Here is a 25389-nt window from a genome sequence, read left to right as displayed (position 1 = left end):
TCGTCCACACCCGCGCCGGAAGGCGTGCGCCCGCCGGGCGGTCTCCCGCGGGGCGCACGGCCGGGGCGGCCCGGACCCGACCGTCCCGGCGCGGCGGGAGGCGGCCCGGCGACCGCGGTCGCCGGCCGTGCCCGCCCTAGGAGCGGCGGGCGAGCAGGACGATGCCGCCGATGAGCAGGACGGCCACGGCGGCACCGCCCACGAGGAAGGGAACCGCGCTCCCCCGCCCGCCGGTGTCCTCGGCGGATTCCCCGGCGGACTCCGACGGGGAGGGGAACGCGCTCTCCTCCTCCGCCTCGGCCTGCCCGGACCGGTAGCGCTCCTCCAGCGGGATGCGCCAGACCGGGGCGTTCAGGCCCTCGGTCCCGGCCATGAGCTCCGTACCGTCGGGGGTGAAGGCGATGGACTCGCCCTGGTCGGACTCGGGCAGGTCGAACCCGCCCAGCGACCTGCCCGGCACCCCGTCGGTGGAGTCGTAGACCGTCACACCCCAGTAGGTGCGGATCACGTAGCGGGTGCCGTCCGGGCCGAACGCGGCGTCGGTGGCGAACAGCGGCGCCGAGTCGATCCGCTCCAGGGTGTTGACCCCCTCGGGGTCGATCTCCTCCGGCGCGGCGTACAGCCCGCCCGAGAACTCCTTGGACACCACGTACAGCCGCCCGTCGCGCGGGTCGATCATCATCGACTCGGCGTCGCGGCCCCCGTCCGCGTAGGAGAAGGTCAGCACCGTCGGCTCGACGACGGCGTCCGCCAGCACCTCCGGCTCGGCGAACCGGTACACCCGCACCTCGGTCCAGCCCCCGCCGAAGTTGTCGCCGATGTCGCCGATGTGGACGGCGGGCTCCCCGTCGGGCCCGGGGGCGACGGAGACGGCCTCCCAGTCGCGCCGCTCCAGGGCCAGGGTGAGGGTGGCGAGCGTGTTCCCCTCCTCGTCCACCGCGTACACCTCGCTGAGGTGCTCCCCGCTGTCGTTGTGGGTCCACCACACGCCCTCGTGCCGCAGCGAGGGGGCCAGGCCGCTGGACTCCGAGATCCGCGGGTCCTGGAAGGTGAAGGCGACCTCCGACCCCTCCGGCCCCTCGCCGCCGCGCGGGTAGTCGGGCCCGGTGCCCCCGTCGGGGACCGTCGGCTCCGCCAGGGCGGGCGCCGGGAGGAACACGGACAGCGCGGCCAGGGCGCACACGAGCGGTCGTCTCATGACGGACATCCTGCCAGGGGGCGCGGATTCGGGCGCGCAGCCGGGACGGCTTTTGCGGACCGGGATGAACGGGCACATTCGGCTTACGGAGTGCCGTGAGGAGTACCCATGAGGATCGTCGCCTGTCTGAACGGGGACCGCCGTCCCGGAGCGCACCCCGCCCTTCCCGTCTCCGTGGACCAACTGCTGGCCGACGCCCACGCCGCGGTGGCCGCGGGGGCGACCGACCTGCACGTCCACCCGCGCGACCGGAGCGGCGCCGAATCGCTGGAGCCGCAGGTGGTCGGCCCGCTCATGGAGCGGTTGCGCGCCGAGGGACCCGGCGTCCCGGTGTCGCTCACCACGGCCCTGTCCGCCGAGTCCGACCCCTGGCGGCGCTACGACCTGGTGCAGCGCTGGGCGTCGTCGGCGCTGCCCGACGCGGTGACGGTGAACCTGCACGAGGCGGGGTCGGTGGACCTGATCCACCTGCTGGAGGACCGCCGCGTGGCCGTGGAGGCGGGGGTGTGGACGGTGGACGCCGCCCGCATCTTGGTCGCCACGCGGGTTCCGGTGGCGGCGGTGCTGGTGGAACCCACCCAGGTGGCGGTGGAGGACGCCCGGCGCAACGCGCGGTCGATCCTGTCGCTGCTGGAGCGGGCCGGGGTGGAGGCGCCGCGGCTGCTGCACGGCTCGGACGCGACCGCCTGGCCGATGCTGGAGGACGCCCTGGACGCCGGGCTGGACATCCGGATCGGCCTGGAGGACACCATGCGGATGCCGGACGGGTCGGAGGCGGAGGACAACGCGGCGCTGGTCGCGCACGCGGTGCGGCTGGCGTCCGCCGCCGCCTGAGGTGGGCCGCGCGGCGGCCCGGCGGCCGGTCCGGCCGGCTCAGTCCAGGAGGGCGCCGACCAGCACGATCAGCATGATGGCGCCGAGCACCACGGGCAGCAGCCACCGCTGTTTGTGGTTGTTGGTGAGCATGCTCATGCCGTGCTCCGCTCTGGCGGTCGTCCGGGGTCGGTTTTCCAGCCTAACGCCCAGGTCCGGGCGGTTCGGTAGCGGTCCTCCCGTCCGGGGCGGCTCTCCACGAGGTGCACGTCGCGGGCGGGCCAGGGCGCTCGCGGGCCGCTCCCCAGCTCGGAGAGCAGGCCGGTGAGGTCCCGGGGCGGGCGGCTGCGGGCGACGGTGAGATGCGGCACGTAGACGCGGTCCTCGCCGGGCAGGCCGGCGGCGGACGCCGCGGCGCGCAGGTCGGCGCTCAGGGCGGCGAGGGCGCCGGTGTCGCCGCCGATTCCGGCCCACAGAACGGCGGCGCGGTCGCGGTGGGGGTGGGGGAAGACGCCCCAGCCGTCGACGGTGAGGTCGAAGGGGTCGTGTTCACCGACCGCCGCGCCCAGGGCTGCGGTGAGGCCGGGCAGCAGGTCGTCGGGGACCTCGCCGAAGAAGGCGAGGGTGAGGTGCCACCCGTCCGGCCGGGTCCAGCGCAGGTCGGGGGTGTGGCGCAGTCCCGGTTCGCGGGCGCCGAGGACGGCGTCGGCGACCGCGGCGGGCGGTGTCAGTGCGACGAACAGTCTCATGCGGGCATCCTCGCATCCGCGCCGGGCGGCCGGGCGCCGGGGAGAACGGGGCCGCCCCGGCGTCCGGACCGTTCGCGGGGTCAGCCGGAGCGGTGGGCGGTGAGCCCCTCGCGGTGTCCGGGTGCGGCCGGGGCGCCGGCCGCGCCTTCCTCGACGGCGGCGACGGCGGTGGCGGCGGACACCGGCCCGCCGGCGTCCGGTTCCTCCGAGGCGGATTCCGCCGCGACCGGTGCCCCGCGGCGGCGCGGCAGCAGGTCGCGCACGCGCACGCCCTTGACCCGGAAGAGCGGCACGGCGAGCACCGCGACCACGAGCATCGTGAACGTGCCGCCGATGACCATGCTGGTCTGCGGCCCGAAGGCGTCGGCGAGGAAGCCCACCACCGGGGCGCCGATCGGGGCCACGCCCATGAACACCAGCAGGAACATGCTCATGACGCGCCCCCGCATGTGCGGTTCCACGGTGAGCTGGAAGGTGGCGTTGAGCGTCGTCACGTAGGTCATGAAGGCGATGCCCATGGGCACCAGCACCACCACGAACGCCGCGTAGGCCGGCATCAGCCCGGCGGCGACCTGGCCGGCGCCGAACACCATCGACCCGACCAGGATGAGGCGCAGCCGCGGGCGCTCGCGGCGCGCCGCCAGCAGCGCGCCGATGAGGGCGCCCACGGCCAGGCAGGCGGCGGCCACGCCGAACGCGGCGGCCCCCGTCTCGAAGACGTTGTTGACCATCAGGGCGATCTGCGTCTGCCCGTTGGCGCCGAAGAACTGCGTGCACGCGGCCAGCAGGAGCAGCAGCACGAGGTCCCGGCGCCCGCTCACGTAGGCGAGGCCCTCGCGGATCTGCCCCTTGCCCCGCGGCACCGGCTCGGTGGGGTTGAGCTCGGCGGTGCGGATGAGCAGCAGCGCCACGATGGTGAACCCGAACGAGGCCCCGTTGATGAGGAAGACCGGCCCGCTGCCGATCCAGGCGATGAGCAGCCCGGCGACGGCCGGCCCGGTGACCCGGCCGAGCTGGAAGCTGGCGCTGTTGAGGGCGATCGCGTTGGTCAGCAGGTCGCGGTCGACCATCTCGGGGACGAAGGCCTGGCGTCCGGGGTTGTCGAGCACCGTGACCAGCCCGAGCCCGAAGGCGAACAGGTACACGTGCCAGACCTGGGCGGCCCCCAGGGTGGCCAGCACGCCGAGGGCGACGGCGAGCAGGCCCATGGTGCTCTGGGTGAACACCAGCAGGCGGCGCTTGTCCAGCCGGTCCACCAGGGCCCCGCCCCACAGCCCGAGGAACAGCATGGGCAGGAACTGGAGCGCCGTGGTCATCCCGAGTGCGATGCCGCTGCCGCCGCTGAGCTGGAGGACCAGCCAGTCCTGGGCGATGCGCTGCATCCAGGTGCCGGGGTTGGAGAGCAGTTGGCCGAGCGCGTACAGGCGGTAGTTGCGCACGGACAGTGAGCGGAACATGGCGATACGCCGCATCAGTCCCTCCCCTGGGAGAGGAGAAGGACTGATGCGGTCATCGGAGCGTTCCGGGCGAGAAAAGGTAAACGGCGTTGACTCATCATTCGGGTCAACGCCGTTCACGGTGGCGGGAATTCCCGCCGTACAGGGGCTAGCCGATCAGCGCGTAGATGGGCGCCTCGGCGAAGTGGATGAGGAACACCACGGAGATCAGCCACAGCAGCGGGTGGACCTGGCGGCCCTTGCCCGTGACCAGGCTGACGAACGCGAACGTGAGCAGGCCGAACCCGATGCCGTTGGCGATCGAGTACGTGAAGGGCATCATGATGATGGCCATGAAGGAGCCCAGGCCGATGGCCGGGTCCTTGAAGTCGATGTTCACGACCTGGGTCATCATCATGAAGCCCACGATGACCAGGACCGGGGTGGCCGCCTCGAAGGGGACGAGGGTCACCAGCGGGGTGAAGAACGTCGCGAGGAGCATCATCAGGCCGGTGACCATCGGGGCGATGCCGGTCCGCGCGCCCTCACCGACGCCGGCGGCCGACTCGGCGTAGAGGGTGGCCACCGAGGCCGAGCCCAGACCGCCGAAGACGGTGCCCAGGGAGTCGGCGACCAGGACCTCGCGGGTGCCCGCGATGTTGCCGTCCTCGTCGGCCAGGCCGCCCTGGTGGGCGACACCGACCATGGTGCCCATGGTGTCGAAGAAGTCGGCCAGCAGCAGGGTGAAGATCAGCATCAGCACCGTGGCGAAGCCGATCTCCGACCAGCGGGCGAACACGTTGAAGCCGCCGTCGGCGAACAGGCCGATGAGCGAGAAGTCGGGCAGCGCGACCAGGCCGTCCACACCGGTGGGCAGCGCGGGGACGGTCAGGCCCCAGCCGAGGCCCTCGCCGCCGTCGCCCAGGGCCGTCTCCACGGCGATGGCGAGCACGGTGGCGACGACGATGCTCAGGAGCATCGCCCCGCGGACCTTGCGGACGTACAGGGCGATGGCGATGAGCAGGCCGACGACGAAGATCAGGATCGGCCAGCCCTGGAGGCCGCCGTTGCCGAGCTGGACCGGGGTGCCCTCGCCCGCCTGGACGAAGCCGGCGTTGACCAGGCCGATGAGGGCCAGGAACAGGCCCACGCCGACCGCGATCGCCATCTTCAGGCCGGGCGGGATCGCGGCGAAGACCGCGGTGCGGAAGCCGGTCAGCACCAGGACCAGCAGGAGCAGGCCCTCGACGATGATCAGCAGGAAGACATCGGACCACGGCATCAGCGGTGCGACACCGTAGGCGACCACGGCGTTGAGGCCCATGCCCGCGGCGATGGCGAACGGGTAGCGGCTCACCACGCCCATGAGGATGGAGGAGATCGCCGCGACCAGGGCGGTCACGGCCGCGACCTGGGGGATGCCCAGGGTCTCGCCGTTGACGTCCTCGGCGGTGCCGATGATCAGCGGGTTGAGGACGACGATGTAGGCCATGGCGAAGAAGGTCGCCAGACCGCCGCGGATCTCGGTGCCGAGCGTGGAACCGCGCTCGGAGATGCGGAAGTAGCGATCGAGGGGTCCGCTGGGACCCTTCGTAACGGGGGATTTGCTTGTAGCGCTCACGATGTCAGCCTGACCTGGTCGTGTTACCGGACAACTAGGATTCTGGGCCAGATTAGTTGCATCTTCATACAACGTCCGACACGTCTTCCACACGGGTTTCGTAGAAAACACCATCTCCCCGGATGATCCGGTGGTCGGATGTGACGAAGGTTTCCCTGATCAGCGTGCTCACCGCCACCGGTCCGTGGAGCGGCCGGGGGTGTGCGGCTAGCCTGGAGGCGTGCGCAAACCCCGACAGCCGGATCCCGAAGTCCACGAGAGCGACTACCGCGTCCCCGCGGCGCTCGGCACCCTCGCCTGGGCGGTCGCGCTGGTCGTCCTGCTGTTCATGGGCGACGCGCTCCCCGAGTCCGAGCGCTGGTGGATCTGGGTGTGCGCGACCGGCATGGGCCTGGGGGTCTTCGGGTTCCTGTACATCCCCCGCCTGCTGCGCAAGCGGTCCGAGGCCTCCGAACGGGGCGCGGACCGCGACCGGCCCGCCGCCTGACCCGGCACCGCGCACGGCCCGCCCCGAACGCCCTGGTGGGTCGGGTGGCCGATAATGAACGGGTGCCAGAGACAGCCTTCCCGCGCGGACTCGCCGAACGACTGCGCGCCATCCTCATCGACGCCGACTACACGGTGTCCGGCGTCCGCGACCGGTTGGGCGACGCCGCGGCCCGCGCGCTGGCCCGCGAGGAGCTCGTCCCCGCCCTGCGCGCCACCGGCGGCGAGGAGCGCCTCGGGCTGCTGCTGCGCCTGTGGTGGCTGCGCACCCCCATCCCCGCCCGCGCGGCCCGCGCCATCCTCCCCGTGGACGAGCTCGCCGAGGCGGGCCTGGTCGCCGTGGACGAACGCGCCGACGGGGCCGTCGTGCGCTCCCTGGTCCACCTGGGCCCCTGGGAGCTGGAGGAGGGCCGCCCCGGCTTCGTCGTCTCCGACCCCAAGGTGCGCCCAGGCGGCGGGGAGGTGCCCCGGCCCGACCACGTGGTGGGCGCGGGCGGCGCCTCCGCCACCCTGTCCCGGCTGATCGTGGACGGCCCGGTCGAGCGCGCCCTCGACGTGGGCACCGGCTGCGGCGTGCAGGCCCTGCACCTGGCCTCGCGCTCCCGGGAGATCACCGCCACCGACCTCAACCCGCGAGCCCTGCGGATGGCCGCGATCAGCCTGGCCCTGTCCGGGGTCCACGACGTCCGCCTGCTCCCGGGGTCGCTGTACGAGCCGGTCGCGGGCGAGCGGTTCGACCTGATCGTGTCCAACCCGCCGTTCGTCATCACGCCCGACGCCTCCCGCTACACCTACCGGGAGTCCGACCTGCCGGGCGACACGGTCTGCGCGGAGCTGGTGCGCCGGGCGCCCGCCCACCTCACCGAGGGCGGCTGGTGCCAGATCCTGGCCAACTGGGTGCACTCCGACGGCGACGACTGGGAGGACCGCGTCGGCGGCTGGGTCACCGGGACCGGCTGCTCGGGCTGGGTGGTCCAGCGCGACGTGCAGGACCCCGCGGAGTACGTGGAGCTGTGGCTGCGCGACTCCTGCGAGCACGGCACCCCCGAGTACACCCGCCGCTACGACGCCTGGCTGGACTACTTCGAGCGCGAGGGCATCAAGGGCATCGGGTTCGGGTGGATCAGCCTGCGCAACGACGTCGCCCAGGACGCGACCGTGCGCGTGGAGGAGTTGCGCCACGACATCGAGCAGCCGGTGGGCCCCTACCTCCCGTCCGTGGTGGACGGGGCGATGACGGCGCACCGGCTGACCGACGCCGCGCTGCTGTCGGCGCACGTGGCGCTGGCCCCGGGCGTGGTGGAGGAGCGCATCGGCGTCCCCGGCGCCCCGGACCCGGAGAAGATCGTGCTGCGCCAGCGCGGCGGGCTCCACCGGGTGGCCCGGGTGGGCACCGTGGAGGCCGCGCTGGCCGGGGTCTGCGACGGGACGATGCCGGTGGGCCCGCTGCTGGACGCCATCGCCCAGCTCATCAACGAGGACCCCGTGCAGGTGCGCGAACGGGTGCCCGAAGCCCTGAGGACGCTCATCTCGGAGGGCTTCTTCACCGTCACGCGCTGACCGGACACCGCCCGCCCGTCACCGCCCCGGAGCCCGGGCGCCCGCCCGGGTCCTACTCGGGGGCGTCCCCGGGCGCCTCGTCCGGCGCCTGGGTGTAGAACCCGATGGTCCGCTCCGCCGAGGCTCGCACCGCCTCCGGGTCCGCCCCGGCGGCCAGGTGCGCGGCCTCCCAGGCGCGGGCGCTCGACTCCATGAAGCGGATCGCCTCGGGCGAGGTGCCCCACTCCTCGAGCTCCGCGGGGATGTCGGACCCGGTCTCCAGGTGCAGGCTCAGGCCCAGGACGGACAGGTCCCAGCCCACGCCCACCGCGCCCGGGCCGAACCGCTCCCAGAACTCGCTCAGCGGGGCCACGTGCGCCAACTCGAACCGGGTGCGCTCCCTGCCGCCCTCCGCGGGCAGCGGGGTCAGCGTGACGTGGACGTCGCTGCGCGCGCCGCCGAACTCCCAGCTGATGTGGAACGACTTGGGCGGGTCGCAGGCCAGCACGGTACCGCTCGCGTTGCCCTCCACCTGGTACGCGCCGCCGAGTTCCAGGTCCCCGCTGACCGGGGCGAACCAGCGCGGGAGGCGTTCGGGGTTGGTGCAGGCGTCCCAGAGGTCGTCGACGCCGGTGGTGTAGTCGCGGGAGATGGTGACGGTGCTCTCGTCCCCTTCCCCGCTGATGGTGACCGTGCGCCCGACCTCGTCGATCCGCCGCTGAACATCCATGGTCCACTCCCCTGTCGGGTCGGTTGCCGGTCCGGCGTCGTCCGGACCGGGTCACCGCGAACGCCGTCCGTCCTCCTCGTCCGCGGAGGCGCGGCGCTCGCGGGCGCCTCTGGCGAGTTCGGTCTCCAGCGCCATCAGGTGCGGCTCCCAGCGTGCGGCGAAGCGCCGCAGCCAGGCGTCGACGTCGCGCAGGGGCGCGGCGTCCACGGCGTACAGCCGCCGGTTGCCGTCCCTGCGCACGGTGGCGAAGCCGTTCTCACGCAGCACCCGCAGGTGCTGGGAGACGGCCGGCTGCGAGATGCCGAACTCGGCCCGGACGACCTCCGTCAGCTCGCCGGAGGCGCGCTCACCCTCGTTGAGCAGCTCCAGCAGACGCCGCCGCACGGGGTCGCCCAGGACGTCGAAGGCGTGCATGGGACCACCATATAAGCATCAGGCTATATAAGCCAAGGCTGATCTAGTTGTGTCGTGGAACTCCCGGAGGTCAGCCGCTGAAGACGATCTCGCCCGTCCCGACCTCGGCGTCGCCCTCGACGAGCCGGAAGCCCGGCGTGTCCGGGTGGGCGGCGACCTCGTCGTCGCACTCCAGGCCGATGCGGTGCGTCTCCCCCGGCGGGAACTCGCGCAGCTCCACCGGGAGCTGCGCGTAGCACGTCGTGGACTGCTCCTGGTACTCGAACTCGACGGTGGGGCGGTAGCCCGAGAAGAACGAGGTGCTCCGGCCGCCGTCCTCGGAGGTGGCCATGGTGAGCTCCACCGTGATCTGCCGGCCGGGCTCGAAGGTCTGCTCACTGCCCGCGGGCGGGGCGCCTTCCTCGACTCCGCCGTTGCCCGAGGAGGAGCCCGGGTCGTCGGAGGAGCAGCCCGCCACCGCGACGAGGGCGGCGGCCGCGAACAGGGCGATGGGGATCGTGCGCATGGAGGGGTCCTGTCGGTTCGGATGTCGGCGGGGTTCGTTACGCCAGGGAGGACGCACCGGATCGTGCCCCGGTTCCTTCCAGGCCTCGATGAGAAGTACAGCGGGTACGGCGCCCGGGGGCAAACCGGGGGCTCCCCTTCCATGCGCTAACGTGCTCGGCATGGCCCGAATCTCCGAACTCGTCCATTACCCGGTCAAGGGGTGCGCGGGGATCTCCCTGGACACCGCGGAACTCACCCCGGCCGGGATCCGCCACGACCGCTCCTTCATGGTCGTGGACGACTCGGGCGGCTTCCGCAGCCAGCGCGTGGACCCGCGGATGGCCCGCATCCTCCCCGAGGCGGGCGAGGGCACGCTGCGGCTGTCGTTCGACGGGGTCGAGCCGCTGGAGCTGGAGGTCGACCCCGACGGCCCCCGCCTCGACGTCACCCTGCACAGGCAGCCGTTCGTCGGCGTCGACCAGGGCGCGTCCGCCGCCGCCTGGCTGACCGAGGTGCTCGGCGCCCCCAGCCGCCTGGTCCGGGTGCCCGCGGAGCACGGCCGGGAGACCGGCGGGCTCACCCCGGGTACCAGCGGCTTCGCCGACAGCACCGCCGTGCTCATGGCCTCGGCCTCCTCGCTGGACCTGCTCAACGCGCGCATCCTGGAGCGCGGCGCCGAACCCGTGCCGATCCGCCGGTTCCGCCCCAACATCGTGGTGTCCGGCTGGGCCGAGCCGCACACCGAGGACCTCGTCCGCGCCGTGCGCCTGGGCACGGCCGAGCTGGGCTACGCCAAGGTGTGCATCCGCTGCGCGGTCACCACCGTGGACCAGGAGACGGGGGAGAAGCGCGGCCCGGAGCCGCTGCGCACCCTGGCCGGGTACCGGCGGGCCGACGGGGGCGGCGTCTCCTTCGGCGCCAAGTTCGCCGTCACCCGGCCGGGCGTGCTGGCCGTCGGCGACGAGCTGGAGGTCACCGCCTGGGGCGAGGCCGAACTCGGCCTGGGCGACCGGCTGGCCGCCGTCCTCTAACCGCCCCGTGCGGGCCTACTGCTCCAGGTCGGCCTCGGCGAGCAGGAGCGGGGCCGCCTCCGGCTCGCGCAGCGCGGCCGCGAGCAGGTGGCGGCGGTCCCACTGCTCGGCGCGCCAGCACAGTGCGCGGGCCAGGCCGTCGCTGGTGGAGGCGTGCACGACGCCGTCCCCCGCGTACCACTCCACCTCGACCCCGTCCACGACGAGCTCCGCGTGGTGCAGGTAGGTGCGGTCCGGCTGCTCCCCCTCGGGGTCCAGGAACAGGTCGGCGACCGCCGGCACCTGGCGCAGCGTGCCCCCCGCGGAGACCTCCCCGTCCACCGACTCGCTCGCCAGCTCCAGGTCCAGCACGTCGGCCAGCTCCTCCGGAGCGGCGGTCAGGATCAGCGGCCGCTCCGCGAACAGCGGGAGCAGGTCCGGGGAGTCCACCACCACGGCGTCCTCGGCGTCGGCCACCACGATCGCCCCGCCGAGCACGGCGCGCACCCGCGTGGGCGGGGTGACCAGGTCGGCGTCCACCCCCGCCAGCGCCGTCCAGATCCGCAGCAGCGCCGACCGGTCCACGTGCCGCTCCGGGTCGGCCAGCCGGGCCAGCAGGTCGTCCGGGCCCTCCGGGTCCGCCAGCAGTTCGGCCAGGGTGGTGCGCACGCCCAGCGCCCGGGCGAACTCCGGGTCGACGTCGGCGGGCGCCTCGTCGTAGAGCCCCGTCAGCGCGGCCTCGGCCTCGGCGGCGCGCAGCTCGTTCGGGGCGGCGCCGCCCACCAGCGCGCGGGTGCGCAGCCACCAGGCGGTGTAGGACGGCACGTCCGCCACCCGGCCGTCGGGCAGGAGCACCCGGGCCGGTTCGGTCACGGCCCCGCGCAGCGCGCCCCGGGAGAGCATCTCCAGGGCCTGCGGCCAGCGGTCGTCGGCCACGTAGTCGAGGTCGGCCACACAGACCAGTTCGGGGACCACCGGCGGCAGCTCGGGGTCGCCCACCCGCTCCAGGACCTCGTCGGCCCACTCGTCCAGGGCGTCGGGCGCCTCCTCGAACACGTCGAGGACGTCCTCGCCCAGGGCGGCCTCCTCGGCGCGCACCAGGGTGAACTCCCACAGCGCGCCGACCGCCCGCAGCACGTCGGTGCCGTACCGGTCCACCAGGTCGGCGTGCACGGTGCCGAAGGGGGCGTCGTCGGCCAGCACCTCGCCCAGCGGGGCCCCGGGGACGAGCAGCTCGGCGGCCACCGAGTAGCCGTCCTCGTCGTCGCGCAGCGCCAGCTCGGCCAGCCAGGGCAGATCGGCCGCGGTGGTCCCGGAGGCGGCGACCAGGCCCAGCACTGCCTCGGCCAGCGGCTCGGGGTCGTCGGCGTCCAGGGAGCCGCGCACCGCCGCCTCGGTGCGCGCGTCGGCCAGCACCGCGGCCGGGCCCGCCTCCACCGCGCCCAGGCGCAGCAGCAGCGGGTGGACGGCCTCGGGGTGCACCAGCCGCACCCCCAGCGCGGCCAGGGCCTCGGCGTCGATCGGATCCGGGCCCTCCTGGGGCACCAGCAGGGACCGGGGGCCGCGCACCAGGCGACCGTCGGCCAGCGGCACGGGCAGCGCGCCCAGCTCGTCGGTGTCCGCCCCTGCGGCCAGCGCCGCGTACAGGCCCGCCCACCAGGACGGCGGCCGGTCGGTGTCGGCGAGCAGGTCGGCGATGTCGGCGGCGCCCAGGCGGTGGACGCGCAGCGCCGCCAGCGCGGGGTGGCGGGGGTTGAGGCGGCCGGGCAGCAGCCCGGGGATCAGCTCGGCCAGGACCGCGGACAGCCCCGCCCCCCCGGTGTCCAGCAGCACCGCGTCGCGCGGGGCCACCGGCGCCCCGGTCTCGGTGGTCAGGAACGGGGTGGAGCGCAGGGGCTCGGCGACCCGGGCGCGGAACCCCGCGTCGACGTGCCCGCCGCCCACCCGGGTGCCGGGCACCAGGTCCAGGGCGGCCGCCGCGTCGAACCGGCGCAGCAGGGCGGCGTAGGCCTCGGCGGCCTCGGACAGCAGCAGGTCGGTGGCCGGACCGGGCTGCACCGCGCGGCGGTCGCTACCCAGGGGGAAGGTGCCGATGAGCACGGCGGGCAGGTCCAGCCCGGTGTCGGTGGGGGTGGGCGCGTGCACCACCGGCTCCACGTCCGGCGGCAGCGGGGCCACGCCGCCGCCGTCGTCCACGGGCACCGCCCAGGTGAGCGACCACGCGGTGCGCCCGCGCTCCTCGGTGGGCCGGTCGGCGAGCAGGGCCGGGTCGAACTCCCCGGTGCGGGTGAGGGTGTGCCAGCGGGTGGTGCGGGTGCCCTCGGCGTCGCGCAGGGTCGTGACCGGGTCCCCGCCGCTCGCCTGGCGGGTGGCGACGCGCTCGGCGCCGTCGACCAGGACACGGATCTCGGCCAGCCCGGGCAGGGCCAGCAGCAGGGCCTCGCCGGTCCCGGACAGCAGGTCGCGCACCCGTTCCCGGGCGGTGTCGTCGCGCAGCTCCAGCGAGACGACGGTGTCGTAGTCCCGGGCGTCCGCCGCGCCTTCGGTTGCCGCCTCGGCGGCGAAGGGCAGGCGCAGCATGGGCACGTGCCCGCGGCGGCGCTCGATCTCGGCGGCCAGTCCGTCGGGGCCGGTCCCGGCCAGCAGCTCGGCCACGGCCGCGCGGGCCAGGTCGGCGCTGAAGCGGACGGCGGCGCCGGCCGAGGTCACGGTGACGTCGTCGCTGAGGGCGGCCACGGCGGAGAACCCCACCCCGAACCGGCCGACGGAGTCGTCCCCGCCGCGTTTGGTGGAGGCCCGCAGGGTCGCCAGCGACTCCACGCCCTCCGCGGTGAGCGGGGCCCCGGTGTTGGCGGCGACGAGGCGGCGGCCCTCCAGCGACAGCAGCAGCCGGCCGGGGACGCCCGCGCGGCGGGCGGCGTCGGCGGCGTTCTGGGCCAGTTCGACCACGACCCGGTCCCGGTACCCGCCGAGGGCGAAGTCCTCCTCGGCGTTGGCGTCCTCGCGGAACCGGGCGGGGGCGTCCGCCCACGCCGCGAGTACGCGGCGGCGCAGTTCGGCGGTGTCGTAGGGGTCGATCCCGGTGGCGAGCGGCTCGGCCATTGACGGTCCCTCCTGGCTGCCGGCACGGCCCGGCACGATGCACATCAGACCCTAGCCCACCCTTCGCCGGGCGGGTGTCGGGACGTGCCCGGGCCGGGCCGTCAGGAGTCGGAGGAGACCAGTTCCAGCTCCGCGGTGTCGTCGAAGACGATGTGGTCGTAGCCGACCTCGTCGACGACGGGGGCGACCGGCTCGTTGCGCGACTGCGGCATGCGGACCTCGGAGTGGGCGCCGCAGCCGTGGTCCAGGGAGACCACGCGGCCGTCGTCGGGCGCGAACCCGTTGGTGCACACACCGAACATCTGGCGCAGCTCCCCGGCGAGCGGGGTCATGAAGCCGCAGGTGATGCAGCGGGCGGGCGCGGCCTCGGCGATCGGCGCGCGGGGCCCGGCCTCGCCGTTGTACCAGCGCTCGGCGGCCTGTTCGCGGCCGGCCTCGGAGAGCACGTGCTTACGGCCCAGGCCCAGCTCCCAGACCATCTGCCGGTCCACGCCCTCCTCGTCCAGCTCGCTGTCGGCGACCTGGGCGTAGCCGGGCACGAGGCGCTCGTCGTCCTCGTCGGTGGGCAGCAGGTCGCCGGGGCCGAGGTCGCCGGGGAGCAGCCGCTCCTTCCAGGGCACCCACTCGGGCGCGACGAGGGCCCCCTCGCCGGGGAGCAGCACGACCTCGTTGACCGTGACCTCCTTGGCGCGCGATGCGCGGACCACGGTGACGGCGTAGGTCCAGCCGGGGTACGCCGGGTCGAGGCAGGTGAAGTAGTGGGTGATCAGACGGGTGTCCTCGACCTGGGGAGCGAGGTGCTCACCCACCCACTCGGGTCGCCCGACCTCGGCGGCCACCGAGCGGGCCAGGTCCACCGCCTCGATACACGCCTTGTCGGGTACAGGAGAACGTCGAGAAGGGCTCACGTCCCCCATTCTCACTGATCCACGGCACCGATTTGACCACAACGCGGGTCAAGGTTCGTCCGATACACCCTCTTGGTCGGCCCTTGGGAACGCGGAGCGGCCCCGGCCGGGGGGCCGGGGCCGCTCGCGCACCGGGGGATCAGGCCTCCAGGTCGTCGGCGACGACCCGCAGCACGGCCGCGACACGGGCGGCCTCGCGGCGGTCGGGGTGGCGGTCGCGCCGGTACCCGTTGGAGAGTCCTTCGAGCAGCTTGATGAGGTCCTCGGTGATGACCACCATCTCCTCGGGCTTCTTGCGCCGGGCCTTGACCACCGAGTGCTGGGCGTCCAGCAGCTTGACCTGGAGCGCCTGGGCGCCCTTGCGTCCTTCGGCCACCCCGAACTCGACCCGCTGGCCGGGGCGCAGCGCTTCGGTGCCGGGGGGCAGTGCGGTGGAATGGACGAAGACCTCTCCACCGTCGTCGCGTGTGAGAAAACCGAAACCCTTGCCGCCGTCGTACCACTTGACCTTGCCGGTGGGCACGTAGGACCTCATGCTTTCACTCGTTGCCGTCAGCCTGAATGCCAGGCTAATGCCCGGTGGTGACGGAAGGCGAGGGAAAAAACCGCCCCCGGCGCACGGAACGAGGCCCGGATGCGGCTCATCCGGGCCTCGTGTGTTCCGGCGGCCCCTCCCCGCGGGTGCGGAGTACGGGACGGGACTCGGCGGAGATGCCGGGCCGCCGGGAACGTGGTGTGGAGACCGGGCTGGACGCCGGGCCGACCCACCGACATGGCCGCCGCCGAAGCGAGAACGGCGGTGTACACCCTTGGGTACCCGAGATCACATGCCGGAACGCGCGGTAACGGGCCGACCGGAAAAGGTTATTCCCCTGCTTTTGCCTACCGATGACCGGCGGGCCCCGCGGAGGCGCGCTGCCGTTCGGCCGCCCGCGCCGACCGGGCGGCCCGGGGGTAGAGGTAGGCGACCGACACGAGGGAGGCCAGGCCCAGCCCGATCACGCCGTAGTCGGCCAGGGAGTGCTGGACGTACTGGTCCACGAAGTCGGCCTCTCCGCTCCACAGCGCCATGCCCGCCAGGCAGCCCAGCAGCGGCACCAGCACCGCGATCCACTTGTCCTTCGCGCTCCACACCCGGCTGAGCACGACGAACGCGACACCGAGCACCCACAGGAAGGACAGCCCCCAGCCCCAGGGCACGGTGGCCAGCAGCAGGGCCAGGGCGGCCATCTCGGCGGAGTGGTGGCGCAGGCACAGCACCAGCCCGCGCAGCGCGCCGGCCTCGCGGCCGGCCCCGCCCCGGCGGCCGCCGCTCTCCAGCCGCATCTCGGTGCGGCCGGGCCCCTCCAGCAGGCCCATGATCCCGCGGCTGGGGCCGCCCCGCCAGGGCGGCGGCGGCCGGTCGGCGTGCCGGGGCCTGGGCGGGATGAGCTCCTCGTCCTCGATGTCGAGGTCGCGGCCGGCGAGATCCCGTTCCACCAGGTCCCCGGGGGTCCCCAGGCCCAGCAGGATGTCGCGGACGGCGTCCACGCCGTCGTCGGGGGCCGCGGCCCGGAGCGCGTCGATCCGGGCGCGCACGGAGGTGAGGTAGGCGGTCCTTTCCCTGGCGGTCAGCCGACCGTGCAGGACCAAGCCGACCTCGGACAGATAGTCGAGTACCAATTGTTCCGAGCGCTGGGTCATGCCCTCCATAGTGACGGAGGATGACCTGCCTTTTAAGCCCCCTTTCCTATTTCGGTCGTCTGATTCGGACCGTATACGGCCTGTCACGCGGAAACGGGCGCGCTACCGGGGGCGCGGGAGGAGTCCGTGGCCGGGGTTCCCCGAGCCGTGCCCGTGGCCGCTCCCGGACCGGCCCGCGGAACCGGGACGCTTCTCTCGTTCCCCGGGTCTCCCACCTCGTCACAGGTATCGCCTAGCGTTGACGGTGATGACCGAGAACGCACCTCCCGACCTGCACGGACCGGACACGGGGACCGCCGGGCCGGGCCGCCCCCCGACCTTCACCTCCTGGCTGCGCGAGCGTTCCGACGAGGAGCTCGCCGCCCTGCTGTCCGCCCGGCCCGACCTGGGCCGCCCCGTCCCCGACGGCATCGGCTCGCTGGCCGCCCGGGCCACCACCCGCAACACCGTCCTGCGGGCCCTGGAGGGGCTGGACTCCTTCACCCTCCAGGTCCTGGAGGCCGTCGTCGCCCTGGGCGACGACCGGATGTCCGAGCCCGTGGGCGTCACCGCCGCCGGGCTCACCGCAGCGCTGGCGCCCGCCGGTGACGACGGGGAGGTCCGGGAGGCCGTCGCGGCCGCCCTGGACGTCCTGTTGCGCTCGGCGCTGGTCTGGCCCGACCGGGACCGCCTGCGCCCCGTCCAGGTGCTGCGCGACCTGCTGCCGGCCCCGGCGCGGCTGGGGCCGCCCGCCCGGGTGCTGCTGGCGGCGCTGCCGCACGGCCGCCTCAAGCGGCTGGCCGGGGACCTGGCCCCCGACTCCCCCGCGTCCGCGCCGGTCGAGGCGCTGGCCCGCCTGCTGTCCGACCCCGCCGGGCTCGGCGCCCTGCTGTCCCAGGTCGGCGAACAGGCCCGCCGCCTGCTGGACGGGATGACCTGGGGCCCGCCGCACGGCACCGTCGCCGACGCCCGCCGCGACGTCGGGCTGGCCGACGCCGGGTCGCCGGTGGAGGAGCTGCTGGCCCGCGCCCTGCTGCTGCCCAGCGGCGACGACACGCTCACGCTGCCCCGGGAGGTGGGGGTGCACCTGCGCTCGGGGACGCTGTTCCGCGAGGTCGCGGCCGCTCCCCCGGAGTTCGCGGGCACGTCCCACGACCCCGAGGGGGTGACCCGGTTCGCCGCAGGGCAGGCGTTCACGGTGCTGCGCGCCGTCGAGGAGCTGCTGGAGTCCTGGTCCGGCGAGCCGGCCGCGGTGCTGCGCAACGGCGGCCTGGGCGTGCGGGACCTGCGCCGGGCCGCGCGCACCATGGACACCGACGACACCACCGCCGCGCTGCTCGTCGAGGTCGCCCACGCCGCCGGGCTGCTGGGCGCCGACGACCGCGTGGAGGGCGAGTGGCTGCCCACCCGCGAGTACGACCTGTGGCGGGAGAGCCCGCCCGAGCGCCGCTGGCTGCGCCTGGCGCAGGCGTGGCTGGACACCGACCGGGTGCCCGCGCTGAGCGGCTCCCGGGACTCCGGCGGGCGGGTGCGCAACGTGCTCGGCCCTGGGCTGGCCCGCCCCGCGGCCCCGCAGGCCCGCCGCGACCTGCTCGCCGAGCTGGCCACCGCCGAGCCCGGGTTCTCCCCGGCGGCGGGGTCGCTGTCGGCGCGCCTCTCCTGGCGGCGGCCGCGCCGCCGCTCGCCCGTGTACACCGAACTGGTGGAGACCGCCGGGACGGAGGCCGCCGCGCTGGGGTTCACCGGCCGGGGCGCTCTGGCCGGGTACGTCCGCCCGCTGCTGGAGGGCGACCCCGAGGCGGCCGCCGGACTGCTGGCCGGGTACCTGCCCCGGCCCCTGGACCACGTCCTGGTGCAGGGCGACCTCACCGCCGTCGCCCCCGGCCCGCTGGTCGCCGAGCTGGCCCGGGAGCTGGCGCTGGTCGCGGACGTGGAGTCCACCGGCGGCGCCACCGTGTACCGGTTCACCGAGGACTCGGTGCGGCGCGGACTGGACGCCGGACGCGGCATCGCCGACATCCTCACCCTGCTGGAACGCCATTCGCGCACCCCGCTGCCGCAGGCGCTGCGGTACCTGGTGTCCGACGTGGGGCGGCGGCACGGGCGGCTGCGCGCCGGCACGGCCTCCTCCTACCTGCGCTGCGACGAGCCCGCCCTGCTGGACGAGGTGATGGGCGACCGGCGCACCGAGGCGCTGGGACTGGTGCGGCTGGCGCCGACCGTGGTGGCCGCCGGGGTGGGCCGGGCGGCGCTGGTGGACGGGCTGCGCAGGCTCGGCCACCACCCCGTCGCCGAGGGCGGGGACGGGGCCATGCGGCTCTCCCGCCCCGAGGCGCGCCGCGCCGAACCCGTGGAGGTCCCGCCCGACCCGCCGTCCGCCGCCCCCGACGCCGAGCGGCTGCGCGACATCGTGCGGGCGGTGCGGGCCGGCGACCAGGCCGCCACCGCGGCCCGCCGCGCGGTCCCCCTGCCCGAGGACGGCCCGCCCGGCTCCCGGGCGGCGGCGGTGCTGGAGGCGCTGTCCGGGGCCGCCGCGGCCGGGCGGCGCCTGTGGATCGGCTACACCGACACCGACGGCCGCCAGGGCGGCCGGATCATCGGCCCCTCGTCGGTCGACGGCGGGTTCGTCACCGCCCACGACGAGACCCGGGGCGCGGTGCAGCGTTTCGCGGTCCACCGGATCACCGCCGTGGCCGAGCTGGAGGAGGACGATCGGGGCGGCACGCCGTAGGCTGGGACGCGGTTGCCAGTCGGCCCTCGGACAAGCGAGAGACACCCCCATGAGCAATGCGTCCCTGCCCCCCGGAGCCTCGTCCCCCCGTGAGCACGGCCGCGACGACGGGCGCGACGGCGGGCGCGGCCGGGCGGCGGACGCCGCCCCGGCGCGCGGGGAGGGGGGCGCGTCCGGCCCGTCCGCCTCCGGCGCGGCTAACAGCTCCACGATGGCGCTGATCCTGCACGCGTTCACGCTGCTGTGCTGCGGCAACTGGATCTTCGGCGTCGCGGGCATCGTGTTCGCGATCCGGGCCGCCCACGCCCGCGACCGCGGGCTGCCCGGCCGGGCCGAGATGCTCACCCGGTACTCCTGGTACTGCCTGGGGGCGGCCGGGGTGATGCTGTTCGTCATGCTGGTGCTGACCTTCGTGGTGTTCACGCAGAGCGGGTCCTGGATCCAGGGCATCGTGCCGGTGACCAACTACTGACCCGGCCGCGCGCCGGGACCGCACCGTGACCGCGGGGCGGGGAACCTCCGCCGGGTCCCCCGCGTCCCACCGGGTACGGGCGGGTACACCTGTGGTCGGGAGGGCCGAGGGCCCGCGGGAGGGGGAGCGCATGCCGGGGAGATCCGGGGGTCCCAGGGATTTCTGGGAGCGGGAGCAGGGCGGGGCCCTGCGCCCGGCCGCCCCCGTGCGCGCCGCCGCCCCGGCCGCGCCCGCCGCGTACGCCCCTCCCCCCGCCCACCCTGCCGCCGCCCCGGCCCCGACGGGCCCGCCCGCCCGGGTGGGCGGCACGGTCGCCGCCCTGGTGGTGGCGGTCCTGTCACTGGCCCCGCCGCTGCTGGGCGCCTACCTGGGCCTGTGGTTCCTGCTCCTGGGCGCCAACATCCCGGGGATCGCGCTCGCCATCGTGGCGCTGACCAAGGTCCCCGACGCGCCCGAGGTCGAGCGGTACCTGCGGTACACCTGGGCCTGCAACCTGGCCTACGGCCTGCTGGGCGTGCCCGTGATCATCGTCGTCCTGTTCGTTTTCGTGATGGCCCTGACCCTCGGCTACTGAGCCGGTCCCGCCACCACGGCCCCCTCCCCCTCGAAGGATCCCCATGAGCGACAACCCGTACGACCCCTACAAGGACGCGACCGGGGGCTACTCGGCCCCCGGACACGACCCCTACGGCCGGCCCTCCGGCCACTACGGCGGCGGCCCCTACGGCCCTGCGCCCGGCTACGGCTACACGCCCCCGCCGCCCAGGCCCGAGCACGAGGGCCGGGCCATCACGGCGCTGATCCTGTCGTGCGTCCAGCTGGTCCTGTGCTGCGGCGTCACCGCGATCCCCGGCATCGTGTTCGGCGCCCTGGCCCTCGGCGAGAAGTACGACCCCGAGCGCGGGGAGCGGCTGACGAAGAACGCCTGGCTCTCGGTGTGGATCAACTTCGGAATCCTCGGCGTCATCATCGTGGGCTACATCGCCCTGGTGGTGTTCGCCATCGCCTCGTCGGCCTGACCCGGGCATGATCGGGGCCCCCGGGGTGTTGCACCTGGGGCCGCCCCCTCCCGACGCCCGCCTCCCGACGGAAGGTTCCGTGTGTCCTGCCTGATCGTCCAGTCCGACAAGACCCTCCTGCTCGAGGTCGACCACGAGTCCGCGGACGAGTGCCGCCGCACCATCGCCCCCTTCGCGGAGCTGGAGCGCGCCCCCGAGCACGTGCACACCTACCGGATCACCCCGCTGGCGCTGTGGAACGCGCGCGCCGCGGGGCACGACGCCGAGCAGGTCGTGGACGCCCTGATCCGCTTCTCGAAGTTCCCCGTGCCGCACTCGCTGCTGGTGGACATCGCCGAGACCATGGACCGCTACGGGCGGCTGCGGCTGGAGGGCGACCCGGCGCACGGGCTGGTCCTGCGCTCCTCCGACCGGCCGGTGCTGGAGGAGGTGGTCCGCTCCAAGCGGCTCAAGGGCATGCTGGGCGAACGGCTCGGCGACGACTCCGTGGCGGTGCACCCCAGCGAGCGCGGCAACCTCAAGCAGGCTCTGCTCAAGATCGGCTGGCCCGCCGAGGACGCGGCCGGGTACGTCGACGGCGAGGCGCACAGGATCGACCTGGTCCAGGACGGCTGGGAGCTGCGCGACTACCAGCGCGCCGCCGCCGAGGGCTTCCACGCGGGCGGTTCGGGCGTGGTGGTCCTGCCCTGCGGGGCGGGCAAGACCGTGGTGGGCGCCGCCGCGATGGCGATGACCGGCGCGACCACGCTCATCCTGGTCACCAACACCGTGTCGGTGCACCAGTGGAAGGCCGAGCTGCTGCGGCGGACCACGCTCACCGAGGACGAGATCGGCGAGTACTCGGGCACCCGCAAGGAGATCCGGCCGGTCACCATCGCGACCTACCAGGTCATGGCGGCCAAGCGGAAGGGCGTGTACACGCACCTGGAGCTGTTCGACGCCCGCGACTGGGGCCTGGTGGTCTACGACGAGGTGCACCTGCTGCCCGCGCCGATCTTCCGGATGACCGCGGACCTCCAGGCCCGGCGGCGGCTGGGGCTGACCGCGACGCTGGTGCGCGAGGACGGCCGCGAGGGCGACGTGTTCTCCCTCATCGGGCCCAAGCGGTACGACGCCCCGTGGAAGGACATGGAGAACCAGGGCTGGATCGCCCCGGCGGACTGCGTCGAGGTGCGGGTGGACCTGTCGGAGTCCGAGCGGTTGGCGTACGCGACGGCCGAGCCGGAGGACCGCTACCGGTTCTGCGCGTCCTCCGAGGCCAAGACGGCGGTGGTGCGGGAGCTGGTGGAGCGGCACGCCGACGGGCAGGTGCTCGTGATCGGCTCCTACATCGACCAGCTGGACGAACTGGGCGAGGCGCTGGGCGCCCCGGTGATCAAGGGCGAGACCCGCACCGCGGAGCGGGAGCGGCTGTTCGCCGCGTTCCGGTCCGGGGAGCTGCGGACCCTGGTGGTGTCCAAGGTCGCCAACTTCTCGATCGACCTGCCCGAGGCGGGTGTGGCGATCCAGGTGTCGGGGTCGTTCGGGTCCCGGCAGGAGGAGGCGCAGCGGCTGGGCCGGGTGCTGCGGCCCAAGTCCGACGGCCGGTCGGCGCGGTTCTACGCGGTGATCGCGCGCGACACCCTGGACCAGGACTACGCCGCGCACCGGCAGCGGTTCCTGGCCGAGCAGGGGTACGCCTACCGGATCACCGACGCCGCCGACATCCTGGCCGGCGGCGAGGTCTGAGGGGGCGGGGCGGCCCGGGTCCGGGGCCCGTTCCCGGGTGCTCCCCCGCGCCGCGGGGGTTCGCGCGGCGCCGGCGGGGTCCCGGGCCGTCCTCCGAGGGCGGGCCGGAGCGGGGGTCCGCCCGGCGAGGGCTCATCCGGCGGGCCATTCCGCCCCGCGCCCGCCGTCCTGAGAGGGATCCGCCGGAGGCCGTTCGCGTCCTTCGGCGCGGGCGCCGGACCGCACGGGGGCGTCCGCCGAACCCTCCCTAGAAGGAGGGCAGGCCGCCGATGACGTAGGTCCCGGCGGCGATGGCCCAGGCGATGAGGGAGTAGGTCAGGGTCCGGGTGCGCAGCGCGCGGTCGTCGCGCACCCCCGGGGCGGCGAAGGCGGCGACCAGCAGGGCCAGGCCGAGCAGTGCGGGGATCGCGGAGGCCAGCGAGAAGAGCTGGGTCTGGGCGGCACAGGCGGTGTAGCCGGAGGTGCCGGGATCACCACAGAACACGTCGTACCCCGATCGGATCGTTCAGTGCGGACGGGACACCCCGACCGTACCGTTTCGGCGGAGACCCCAGACCGGTCCATGCCGACCGTATCCGGGGTGCGCGATTTTCGTGATCTGGACCACCACCCCTCTTTACACGAACCCGCTTCGTGTCCAATCATGGGCGGGAGAGCCCCCCGGCACCCCCTCGGAGGTCCACCCGTGTCCGACCGCACCGGCTTCCACTCCCTGAGCAACGGCGGCCTGAACTGGGACTCGCTGCCCCTGAAGCTGTTCGTCAAGGGCAACGCCAGGTTCTGGGACCCCGCCTCCATCGACCTGAGCAGGGACGCCGAGGACTGGAAGACCATCGGCGAGGCCGCCCAGAAGCGCATCCTGCGGCTGTGCGCGTTCTTCGCCGCGGGCGAGGAGGCCGTCACCGAGGACCTCCAGCCGTTCCTGCGCGCGATGGCCGCCGAGGGGCGGCTGGGCGACGAGATGTACCTGACCCAGTTCGCGTTCGAGGAGGCCAAGCACGTCCAGGCGTTCCGGCTGTGGCTGGACGCCGTCGGCGTGTACGACGACCTGCACGGGTACGTGGAGGAGAACCCGGGCTACCGGGCGCTGTTCTACGAGGAGCTGCCCTCCTCCCTGGAGGCGCTGCTGGACGACCCGAGCCCGCGCAACCAGGTGCGCGCCTCGGTCACCTACAACCACATCGTCGAGGGCTCCCTGGCGCTCACCGGGTACTACGCCTGGAACCACATCTGCACCGTGCGCGACATCTTCCCCGGGATGCGGGAGATCGTGCGCCGGATCGGCGACGACGAGCGCCGCCACATGGCGTGGGGGACGTTCACCTGCCGCCGGCACGTGGCCGCCGACGACTCCAACTGGGCGGTGGTGAGCGAGCGCCTGGAGGAGCTGCTGCCGCACGTGATGTCCACCGTCGAGCGGGGCGAGAGCGCATCGGAGGCCACCCCCGAGAGCGCGAGGTACGAGCTGCCCCCGGGCGAGCTGGTGCGCTACGCCTCCGACCGGGCGCTGCGACGCCTGGGCGCCATCGAGTCCGCCCGCGGAGTGCCCGTGGCGCGGATCGACCTGGACGCCTCCCCCGAACGCCTGGAGGAGGAGTTCGGCGAGGAGGACCGGGCGGCGATGGAGAGGCTGTGAGGGCGGGGGCCCGGCCCCGCGGTCAGCGCCCCTCCAGCAGCACCAGGTCGATGGCGATGCCCGAGGCGACCACCATGGTGCGCAGCGGTTCGGGCAGCGCCGGGTAGCGGTGGTGCAGGGCGTAGGAGTCGGCCGAGGTGAACAGCTCGCCCAGGTCGGGGACGCGCCGGTCCACCCGGGCCACCTCGTGGCCGCCGGTGTCGTTGATCCGGAAGTCGCGGGCGAAGAAGTCCCCCTCGATCGACCCCAGCGGCCGCTTCCACGGGTCCAGCAGGCCGAACTTGGCCTTGAAGAAGGCCACGTCCTGCTCGATGCTGCCGACCGGCCGCCCGTCCGGCCACTGCACGGTGGTCGTGGCGGTCATCCACGACCACTGCTTCTCGATGACCAGGCGCGGGCCGCGGCCGTCGTGGACGACGACCCGGCGGTTGGAGGAGACCCCGTAGGACGCGGCCAGGTGGCGGGCGATCCGCCTGCCGGTGTCCAGGCCCTCCTCCCGGACGTGCGCCAGCTGCCGGCCGTGCCCGTCGAAGCAGTGGTACTCGGACTCGTCGACGAGGAAGCGTTTCGGCTGCCTCACCAGCAGGGGGTTCGCGGAGAAGAAGTCCATGCGGGCACTTTAGGGCGTACGTTCCGGTCCCGCCCGGTCCGGGCGGGACCGGAACCGGTCAATCCCCCGCCGGGCCCCCGAACGCGGCGGCGTTGTCCCGCGCCCACTCGGCGAAGGCGCGCGGCGCGCGGCCGAGCACCCGCTCCACGTCGGGGCTCACCCTCCGCTCGTCCTGCGAGGGCTCGCCCAGGATGGCGAGCGTGCCGTCGGCGACCACCTCGGGCATGAACTCCAGCAGCGCCGCCCGGGCCTCCTCCCGGGTCTGCTCCACGAAGCGCACCGGTGCGCCGATGGCGTCCGCGATGGCCGCGGCCCGCTCGCGCGGGGTCACCGCCGCCGGGCCGGTCAGCTCCAGGGCCCGCCCGGAGTGGGCGCCGTCCCGCAGCACCCGGGCCGCCACCTCGGCGATGTCCACCGGGTCGACGACCGGCAGCCCCACGTCCCCGAACGGGGAGCGGACCTCGCGGCGTTCGCGGACCGGGCCCGCCCAGGCGAAGGCGTTGGAGGCGAACCCGCCCGGCCGCAGGACCGTCCATTCCAGGCCCGAGCCCCGCAGCGCCTCCTCGAACACCCTGAGGTGGTCGTGTGAGGGCGAGTCCGGCCGGGTCCGGGCGGCCTGGGAGGACTGGAGGACCACCCGGCCGACCCCCGCCCCGGCCGCCGCCTTGAGGATCCGGTCGGGGTCGAGGCCCTCCCCGGCCCCCGAGACCAGCAGGTACAGCGCGTGAGCGCCCTCCAGGGCCGGGGCCAGCCCCTCCGGGTCGGCCAGGTCGGCCGACAGGTACCGCGCGCCCGCCACCCGGTCGGCGCCGGGGAGGCGGCGGGCCACCGCCGTCACCTGCTCGCCCTCACGGACCAGCGCCCGGACCAGCGGACGGCCGACGTTCCCGGTGGCTCCCGTCACAACGATCATGATGTGTCCCCCCTGTTCCGCGGCGGCCGGCCGGTGGCTCCGGCGCAAGTGCGCCGCCGCGGTCGAAGACCATCGTGGTCGCCTAACCGGTCACCTCCTGACCGGTTTCCGGAGGAGAATCGAAGA

Annotated in this window: 24 protein-coding genes; 10 read left to right on the top strand and 14 right to left on the bottom strand. The window is 74.4% G+C overall.

Annotated elements, in window-relative coordinates; translation table 11 throughout:
• Window positions 1-136: 136 nt before the first annotated feature.
• Window positions 137-1198, bottom strand: a complete 1062-nt coding sequence (locus ACFVNO_RS01135) for a hypothetical protein (RefSeq protein ID WP_355263803.1) — start codon at window positions 1196-1198, stop codon at window positions 137-139.
• Between the two features lie 108 nt (window positions 1199-1306).
• On the opposite strand from ACFVNO_RS01135, the gene ACFVNO_RS01130 reads away from it, so the two are divergent.
• Complete coding sequence (locus ACFVNO_RS01130) at window positions 1307-2032, top strand: 3-keto-5-aminohexanoate cleavage protein (protein ID WP_355263806.1); 726 nt, start codon at window positions 1307-1309, stop codon at window positions 2030-2032.
• Window positions 2033-2166: 134 nt separating this feature from the next.
• On the opposite strand, the gene thpR is transcribed toward ACFVNO_RS01130, so the two are convergent.
• From thpR to ACFVNO_RS01115, 3 genes are all read right to left on the bottom strand, one after another.
• Entirely contained in the window at window positions 2167-2760 is a 594-nt protein-coding gene (gene thpR / locus ACFVNO_RS01125) for an RNA 2',3'-cyclic phosphodiesterase (protein WP_378888273.1), read from the bottom strand.
• An 80-nt stretch (window positions 2761-2840) separates the two neighbouring features.
• On the bottom strand, window positions 2841-4232 hold the full coding sequence (locus ACFVNO_RS01120; protein ID WP_378888270.1) for an MFS transporter: 1392 nt from the start codon (window positions 4230-4232) through the stop codon (window positions 2841-2843).
• A gap of 133 nt (window positions 4233-4365) precedes the next feature.
• Complete coding sequence (locus tag ACFVNO_RS01115) at window positions 4366-5931, bottom strand: NCS2 family permease (protein WP_355263821.1); 1566 nt, start codon at window positions 5929-5931, stop codon at window positions 4366-4368.
• 106 nt (window positions 5932-6037) lie between these two features.
• On the opposite strand from ACFVNO_RS01115, the gene ACFVNO_RS01110 reads away from it, so the two are divergent.
• Window positions 6038-6304, top strand: coding sequence for a DUF2530 domain-containing protein (locus tag ACFVNO_RS01110; RefSeq protein WP_355263824.1), 267 nt, complete (start codon window positions 6038-6040; stop codon window positions 6302-6304).
• A gap of 62 nt (window positions 6305-6366) precedes the next feature.
• Window positions 6367-7863 carry a class I SAM-dependent methyltransferase gene (locus tag ACFVNO_RS01105; RefSeq protein WP_355263827.1) on the top strand — a complete coding sequence of 499 codons (1497 nt, stop codon included), beginning with the start codon at window positions 6367-6369 and terminating at the stop codon, window positions 7861-7863.
• Between the two features lie 52 nt (window positions 7864-7915).
• Here ACFVNO_RS01105 and ACFVNO_RS01100 read toward each other — a convergent pair whose 3' ends face one another.
• The 3 genes from ACFVNO_RS01100 to ACFVNO_RS01090 form a co-directional block, all read right to left on the bottom strand.
• Window positions 7916-8572, bottom strand: coding sequence for an SRPBCC family protein (locus ACFVNO_RS01100; RefSeq protein WP_355263829.1), 657 nt, complete (start codon window positions 8570-8572; stop codon window positions 7916-7918).
• A 51-nt stretch (window positions 8573-8623) separates the two neighbouring features.
• Window positions 8624-8986 (bottom strand): helix-turn-helix transcriptional regulator, encoded by a 363-nt coding sequence (locus ACFVNO_RS01095; protein ID WP_220564710.1) that lies wholly within the window; start codon window positions 8984-8986, stop codon window positions 8624-8626.
• A 70-nt stretch (window positions 8987-9056) separates the two neighbouring features.
• A complete protein-coding gene (locus ACFVNO_RS01090) occupies window positions 9057-9491 on the bottom strand; it encodes a hypothetical protein (RefSeq protein WP_355263833.1) in 435 nt (144 codons plus the stop codon).
• A gap of 160 nt (window positions 9492-9651) precedes the next feature.
• On the opposite strand from ACFVNO_RS01090, the gene ACFVNO_RS01085 reads away from it, so the two are divergent.
• The gene (locus tag ACFVNO_RS01085; protein WP_220564708.1) at window positions 9652-10503 is read left to right on the top strand and encodes an MOSC domain-containing protein; all 852 of its coding nucleotides are present in this window, start codon (window positions 9652-9654) and stop codon (window positions 10501-10503) included.
• A gap of 15 nt (window positions 10504-10518) precedes the next feature.
• On the opposite strand, the gene ACFVNO_RS01080 is transcribed toward ACFVNO_RS01085, so the two are convergent.
• The 4 genes from ACFVNO_RS01080 to ACFVNO_RS01065 all read right to left on the bottom strand — a co-directional run bounded on the left by ACFVNO_RS01080 (window position 10519) and on the right by ACFVNO_RS01065 (window position 16175).
• Window positions 10519-13584: a sacsin N-terminal ATP-binding-like domain-containing protein gene (locus ACFVNO_RS01080; protein ID WP_378888261.1), complete on the bottom strand. Its 3066-nt coding sequence runs from the start codon at window positions 13582-13584 to the stop codon at window positions 10519-10521.
• 101 nt (window positions 13585-13685) lie between these two features.
• On the bottom strand, window positions 13686-14441 hold the full coding sequence (locus tag ACFVNO_RS01075; protein ID WP_355264101.1) for a DUF3027 domain-containing protein: 756 nt from the start codon (window positions 14439-14441) through the stop codon (window positions 13686-13688).
• A 190-nt stretch (window positions 14442-14631) separates the two neighbouring features.
• Window positions 14632-15015, bottom strand: coding sequence for a cold-shock protein (locus tag ACFVNO_RS01070; RefSeq protein WP_220565502.1), 384 nt, complete (start codon window positions 15013-15015; stop codon window positions 14632-14634).
• Between the two features lie 359 nt (window positions 15016-15374).
• Entirely contained in the window at window positions 15375-16175 is an 801-nt protein-coding gene (locus ACFVNO_RS01065) for a hypothetical protein (RefSeq protein ID WP_355263842.1), read from the bottom strand.
• Between the two features lie 247 nt (window positions 16176-16422).
• On the opposite strand from ACFVNO_RS01065, the gene ACFVNO_RS01060 reads away from it, so the two are divergent.
• From ACFVNO_RS01060 to ACFVNO_RS01040, 5 genes are all read left to right on the top strand, one after another.
• Window positions 16423-18885 carry a helicase-associated domain-containing protein gene (locus ACFVNO_RS01060; protein WP_378888258.1) on the top strand — a complete coding sequence of 821 codons (2463 nt, stop codon included), beginning with the start codon at window positions 16423-16425 and terminating at the stop codon, window positions 18883-18885.
• 49 nt (window positions 18886-18934) lie between these two features.
• Window positions 18935-19357, top strand: a complete 423-nt coding sequence (locus ACFVNO_RS01055) for a hypothetical protein (protein ID WP_355263848.1) — start codon at window positions 18935-18937, stop codon at window positions 19355-19357.
• A 130-nt stretch (window positions 19358-19487) separates the two neighbouring features.
• Window positions 19488-19931 carry a hypothetical protein gene (locus ACFVNO_RS01050; RefSeq protein ID WP_355263851.1) on the top strand — a complete coding sequence of 148 codons (444 nt, stop codon included), beginning with the start codon at window positions 19488-19490 and terminating at the stop codon, window positions 19929-19931.
• A gap of 43 nt (window positions 19932-19974) precedes the next feature.
• Window positions 19975-20376 carry a DUF4190 domain-containing protein gene (locus ACFVNO_RS01045; protein WP_220564702.1) on the top strand — a complete coding sequence of 134 codons (402 nt, stop codon included), beginning with the start codon at window positions 19975-19977 and terminating at the stop codon, window positions 20374-20376.
• 81 nt (window positions 20377-20457) lie between these two features.
• Window positions 20458-22104, top strand: a complete 1647-nt coding sequence (locus ACFVNO_RS01040) for a DNA repair helicase XPB (protein ID WP_378888253.1) — start codon at window positions 20458-20460, stop codon at window positions 22102-22104.
• A gap of 247 nt (window positions 22105-22351) precedes the next feature.
• On the opposite strand, the gene ACFVNO_RS01035 is transcribed toward ACFVNO_RS01040, so the two are convergent.
• On the bottom strand, window positions 22352-22588 hold the full coding sequence (locus tag ACFVNO_RS01035; protein ID WP_220564700.1) for a hypothetical protein: 237 nt from the start codon (window positions 22586-22588) through the stop codon (window positions 22352-22354).
• Window positions 22589-22747: 159 nt separating this feature from the next.
• Between ACFVNO_RS01035 and ACFVNO_RS01030 the strand changes: the two genes are divergently transcribed.
• A complete protein-coding gene (locus ACFVNO_RS01030; protein ID WP_378888249.1) occupies window positions 22748-23740 on the top strand; it encodes a R2-like ligand-binding oxidase in 993 nt (330 codons plus the stop codon).
• A gap of 22 nt (window positions 23741-23762) precedes the next feature.
• Here the strand turns inward: ACFVNO_RS01030 and ACFVNO_RS01025 are convergent, their stop codons facing one another.
• Both ACFVNO_RS01025 and ACFVNO_RS01020 read right to left on the bottom strand, forming a co-directional pair.
• Window positions 23763-24350 (bottom strand): LURP-one-related/scramblase family protein, encoded by a 588-nt coding sequence (locus ACFVNO_RS01025; protein ID WP_355263864.1) that lies wholly within the window; start codon window positions 24348-24350, stop codon window positions 23763-23765.
• A 58-nt stretch (window positions 24351-24408) separates the two neighbouring features.
• Entirely contained in the window at window positions 24409-25263 is an 855-nt protein-coding gene (locus ACFVNO_RS01020) for an SDR family oxidoreductase (RefSeq protein WP_378888246.1), read from the bottom strand.
• Window positions 25264-25389 lie beyond the last annotated feature (126 nt).

Origin of the sequence: Nocardiopsis sp. NPDC057823 (assembly GCF_042797335.1) — a bacterium.
Lineage (GTDB): Bacteria > Actinomycetota > Actinomycetes > Streptosporangiales > Streptosporangiaceae > Nocardiopsis > Nocardiopsis changdeensis.
The sequence above is the reverse complement of the archived record's forward strand: the minus strand, read 5'-3'. Positions and strand labels throughout refer to the sequence as shown.

Bases quoted from the DNA above. Each gene is read 5' to 3' on its own strand.
- thpR (WP_378888273.1), bottom strand. From the start codon at position 2,760: ATGAGACTGTTCGTCGCACTGACACCGCCCGCCGCGGTCGCCGACGCC.
- ACFVNO_RS01065 (WP_355263842.1), bottom strand. From the start codon at position 16,175: ATGACCCAGCGCTCGGAACAATTGGTACTCGACTATCTGTCCGAGGTC.
- ACFVNO_RS01050 (WP_355263851.1), top strand. From the start codon at position 19,488: ATGCCGGGGAGATCCGGGGGTCCCAGGGATTTCTGGGAGCGGGAGCAG.
- ACFVNO_RS01060 (WP_378888258.1), top strand. From the start codon at position 16,423: ATGACCGAGAACGCACCTCCCGACCTGCACGGACCGGACACGGGGACC.
- ACFVNO_RS01120 (WP_378888270.1), bottom strand. From the start codon at position 4,232: ATGCGGCGTATCGCCATGTTCCGCTCACTGTCCGTGCGCAACTACCGC.
- ACFVNO_RS01045 (WP_220564702.1), top strand. From the start codon at position 19,975: ATGAGCGACAACCCGTACGACCCCTACAAGGACGCGACCGGGGGCTAC.
- ACFVNO_RS01080 (WP_378888261.1), bottom strand. From the start codon at position 13,584: ATGGCCGAGCCGCTCGCCACCGGGATCGACCCCTACGACACCGCCGAA.
- ACFVNO_RS01095 (WP_220564710.1), bottom strand. From the start codon at position 8,986: ATGCACGCCTTCGACGTCCTGGGCGACCCCGTGCGGCGGCGTCTGCTG.
- ACFVNO_RS01055 (WP_355263848.1), top strand. From the start codon at position 18,935: ATGAGCAATGCGTCCCTGCCCCCCGGAGCCTCGTCCCCCCGTGAGCAC.
- ACFVNO_RS01030 (WP_378888249.1), top strand. From the start codon at position 22,748: ATGGGCGGGAGAGCCCCCCGGCACCCCCTCGGAGGTCCACCCGTGTCC.
- ACFVNO_RS01085 (WP_220564708.1), top strand. From the start codon at position 9,652: ATGGCCCGAATCTCCGAACTCGTCCATTACCCGGTCAAGGGGTGCGCG.
- ACFVNO_RS01100 (WP_355263829.1), bottom strand. From the start codon at position 8,572: ATGGATGTTCAGCGGCGGATCGACGAGGTCGGGCGCACGGTCACCATC.
- ACFVNO_RS01115 (WP_355263821.1), bottom strand. From the start codon at position 5,931: ATGGTGTTTTCTACGAAACCCGTGTGGAAGACGTGTCGGACGTTGTAT.
- ACFVNO_RS01135 (WP_355263803.1), bottom strand. From the start codon at position 1,198: ATGAGACGACCGCTCGTGTGCGCCCTGGCCGCGCTGTCCGTGTTCCTC.
- ACFVNO_RS01020 (WP_378888246.1), bottom strand. From the start codon at position 25,263: ATGATCGTTGTGACGGGAGCCACCGGGAACGTCGGCCGTCCGCTGGTC.
- ACFVNO_RS01090 (WP_355263833.1), bottom strand. From the start codon at position 9,491: ATGCGCACGATCCCCATCGCCCTGTTCGCGGCCGCCGCCCTCGTCGCG.
- ACFVNO_RS01130 (WP_355263806.1), top strand. From the start codon at position 1,307: ATGAGGATCGTCGCCTGTCTGAACGGGGACCGCCGTCCCGGAGCGCAC.
- ACFVNO_RS01025 (WP_355263864.1), bottom strand. From the start codon at position 24,350: ATGGACTTCTTCTCCGCGAACCCCCTGCTGGTGAGGCAGCCGAAACGC.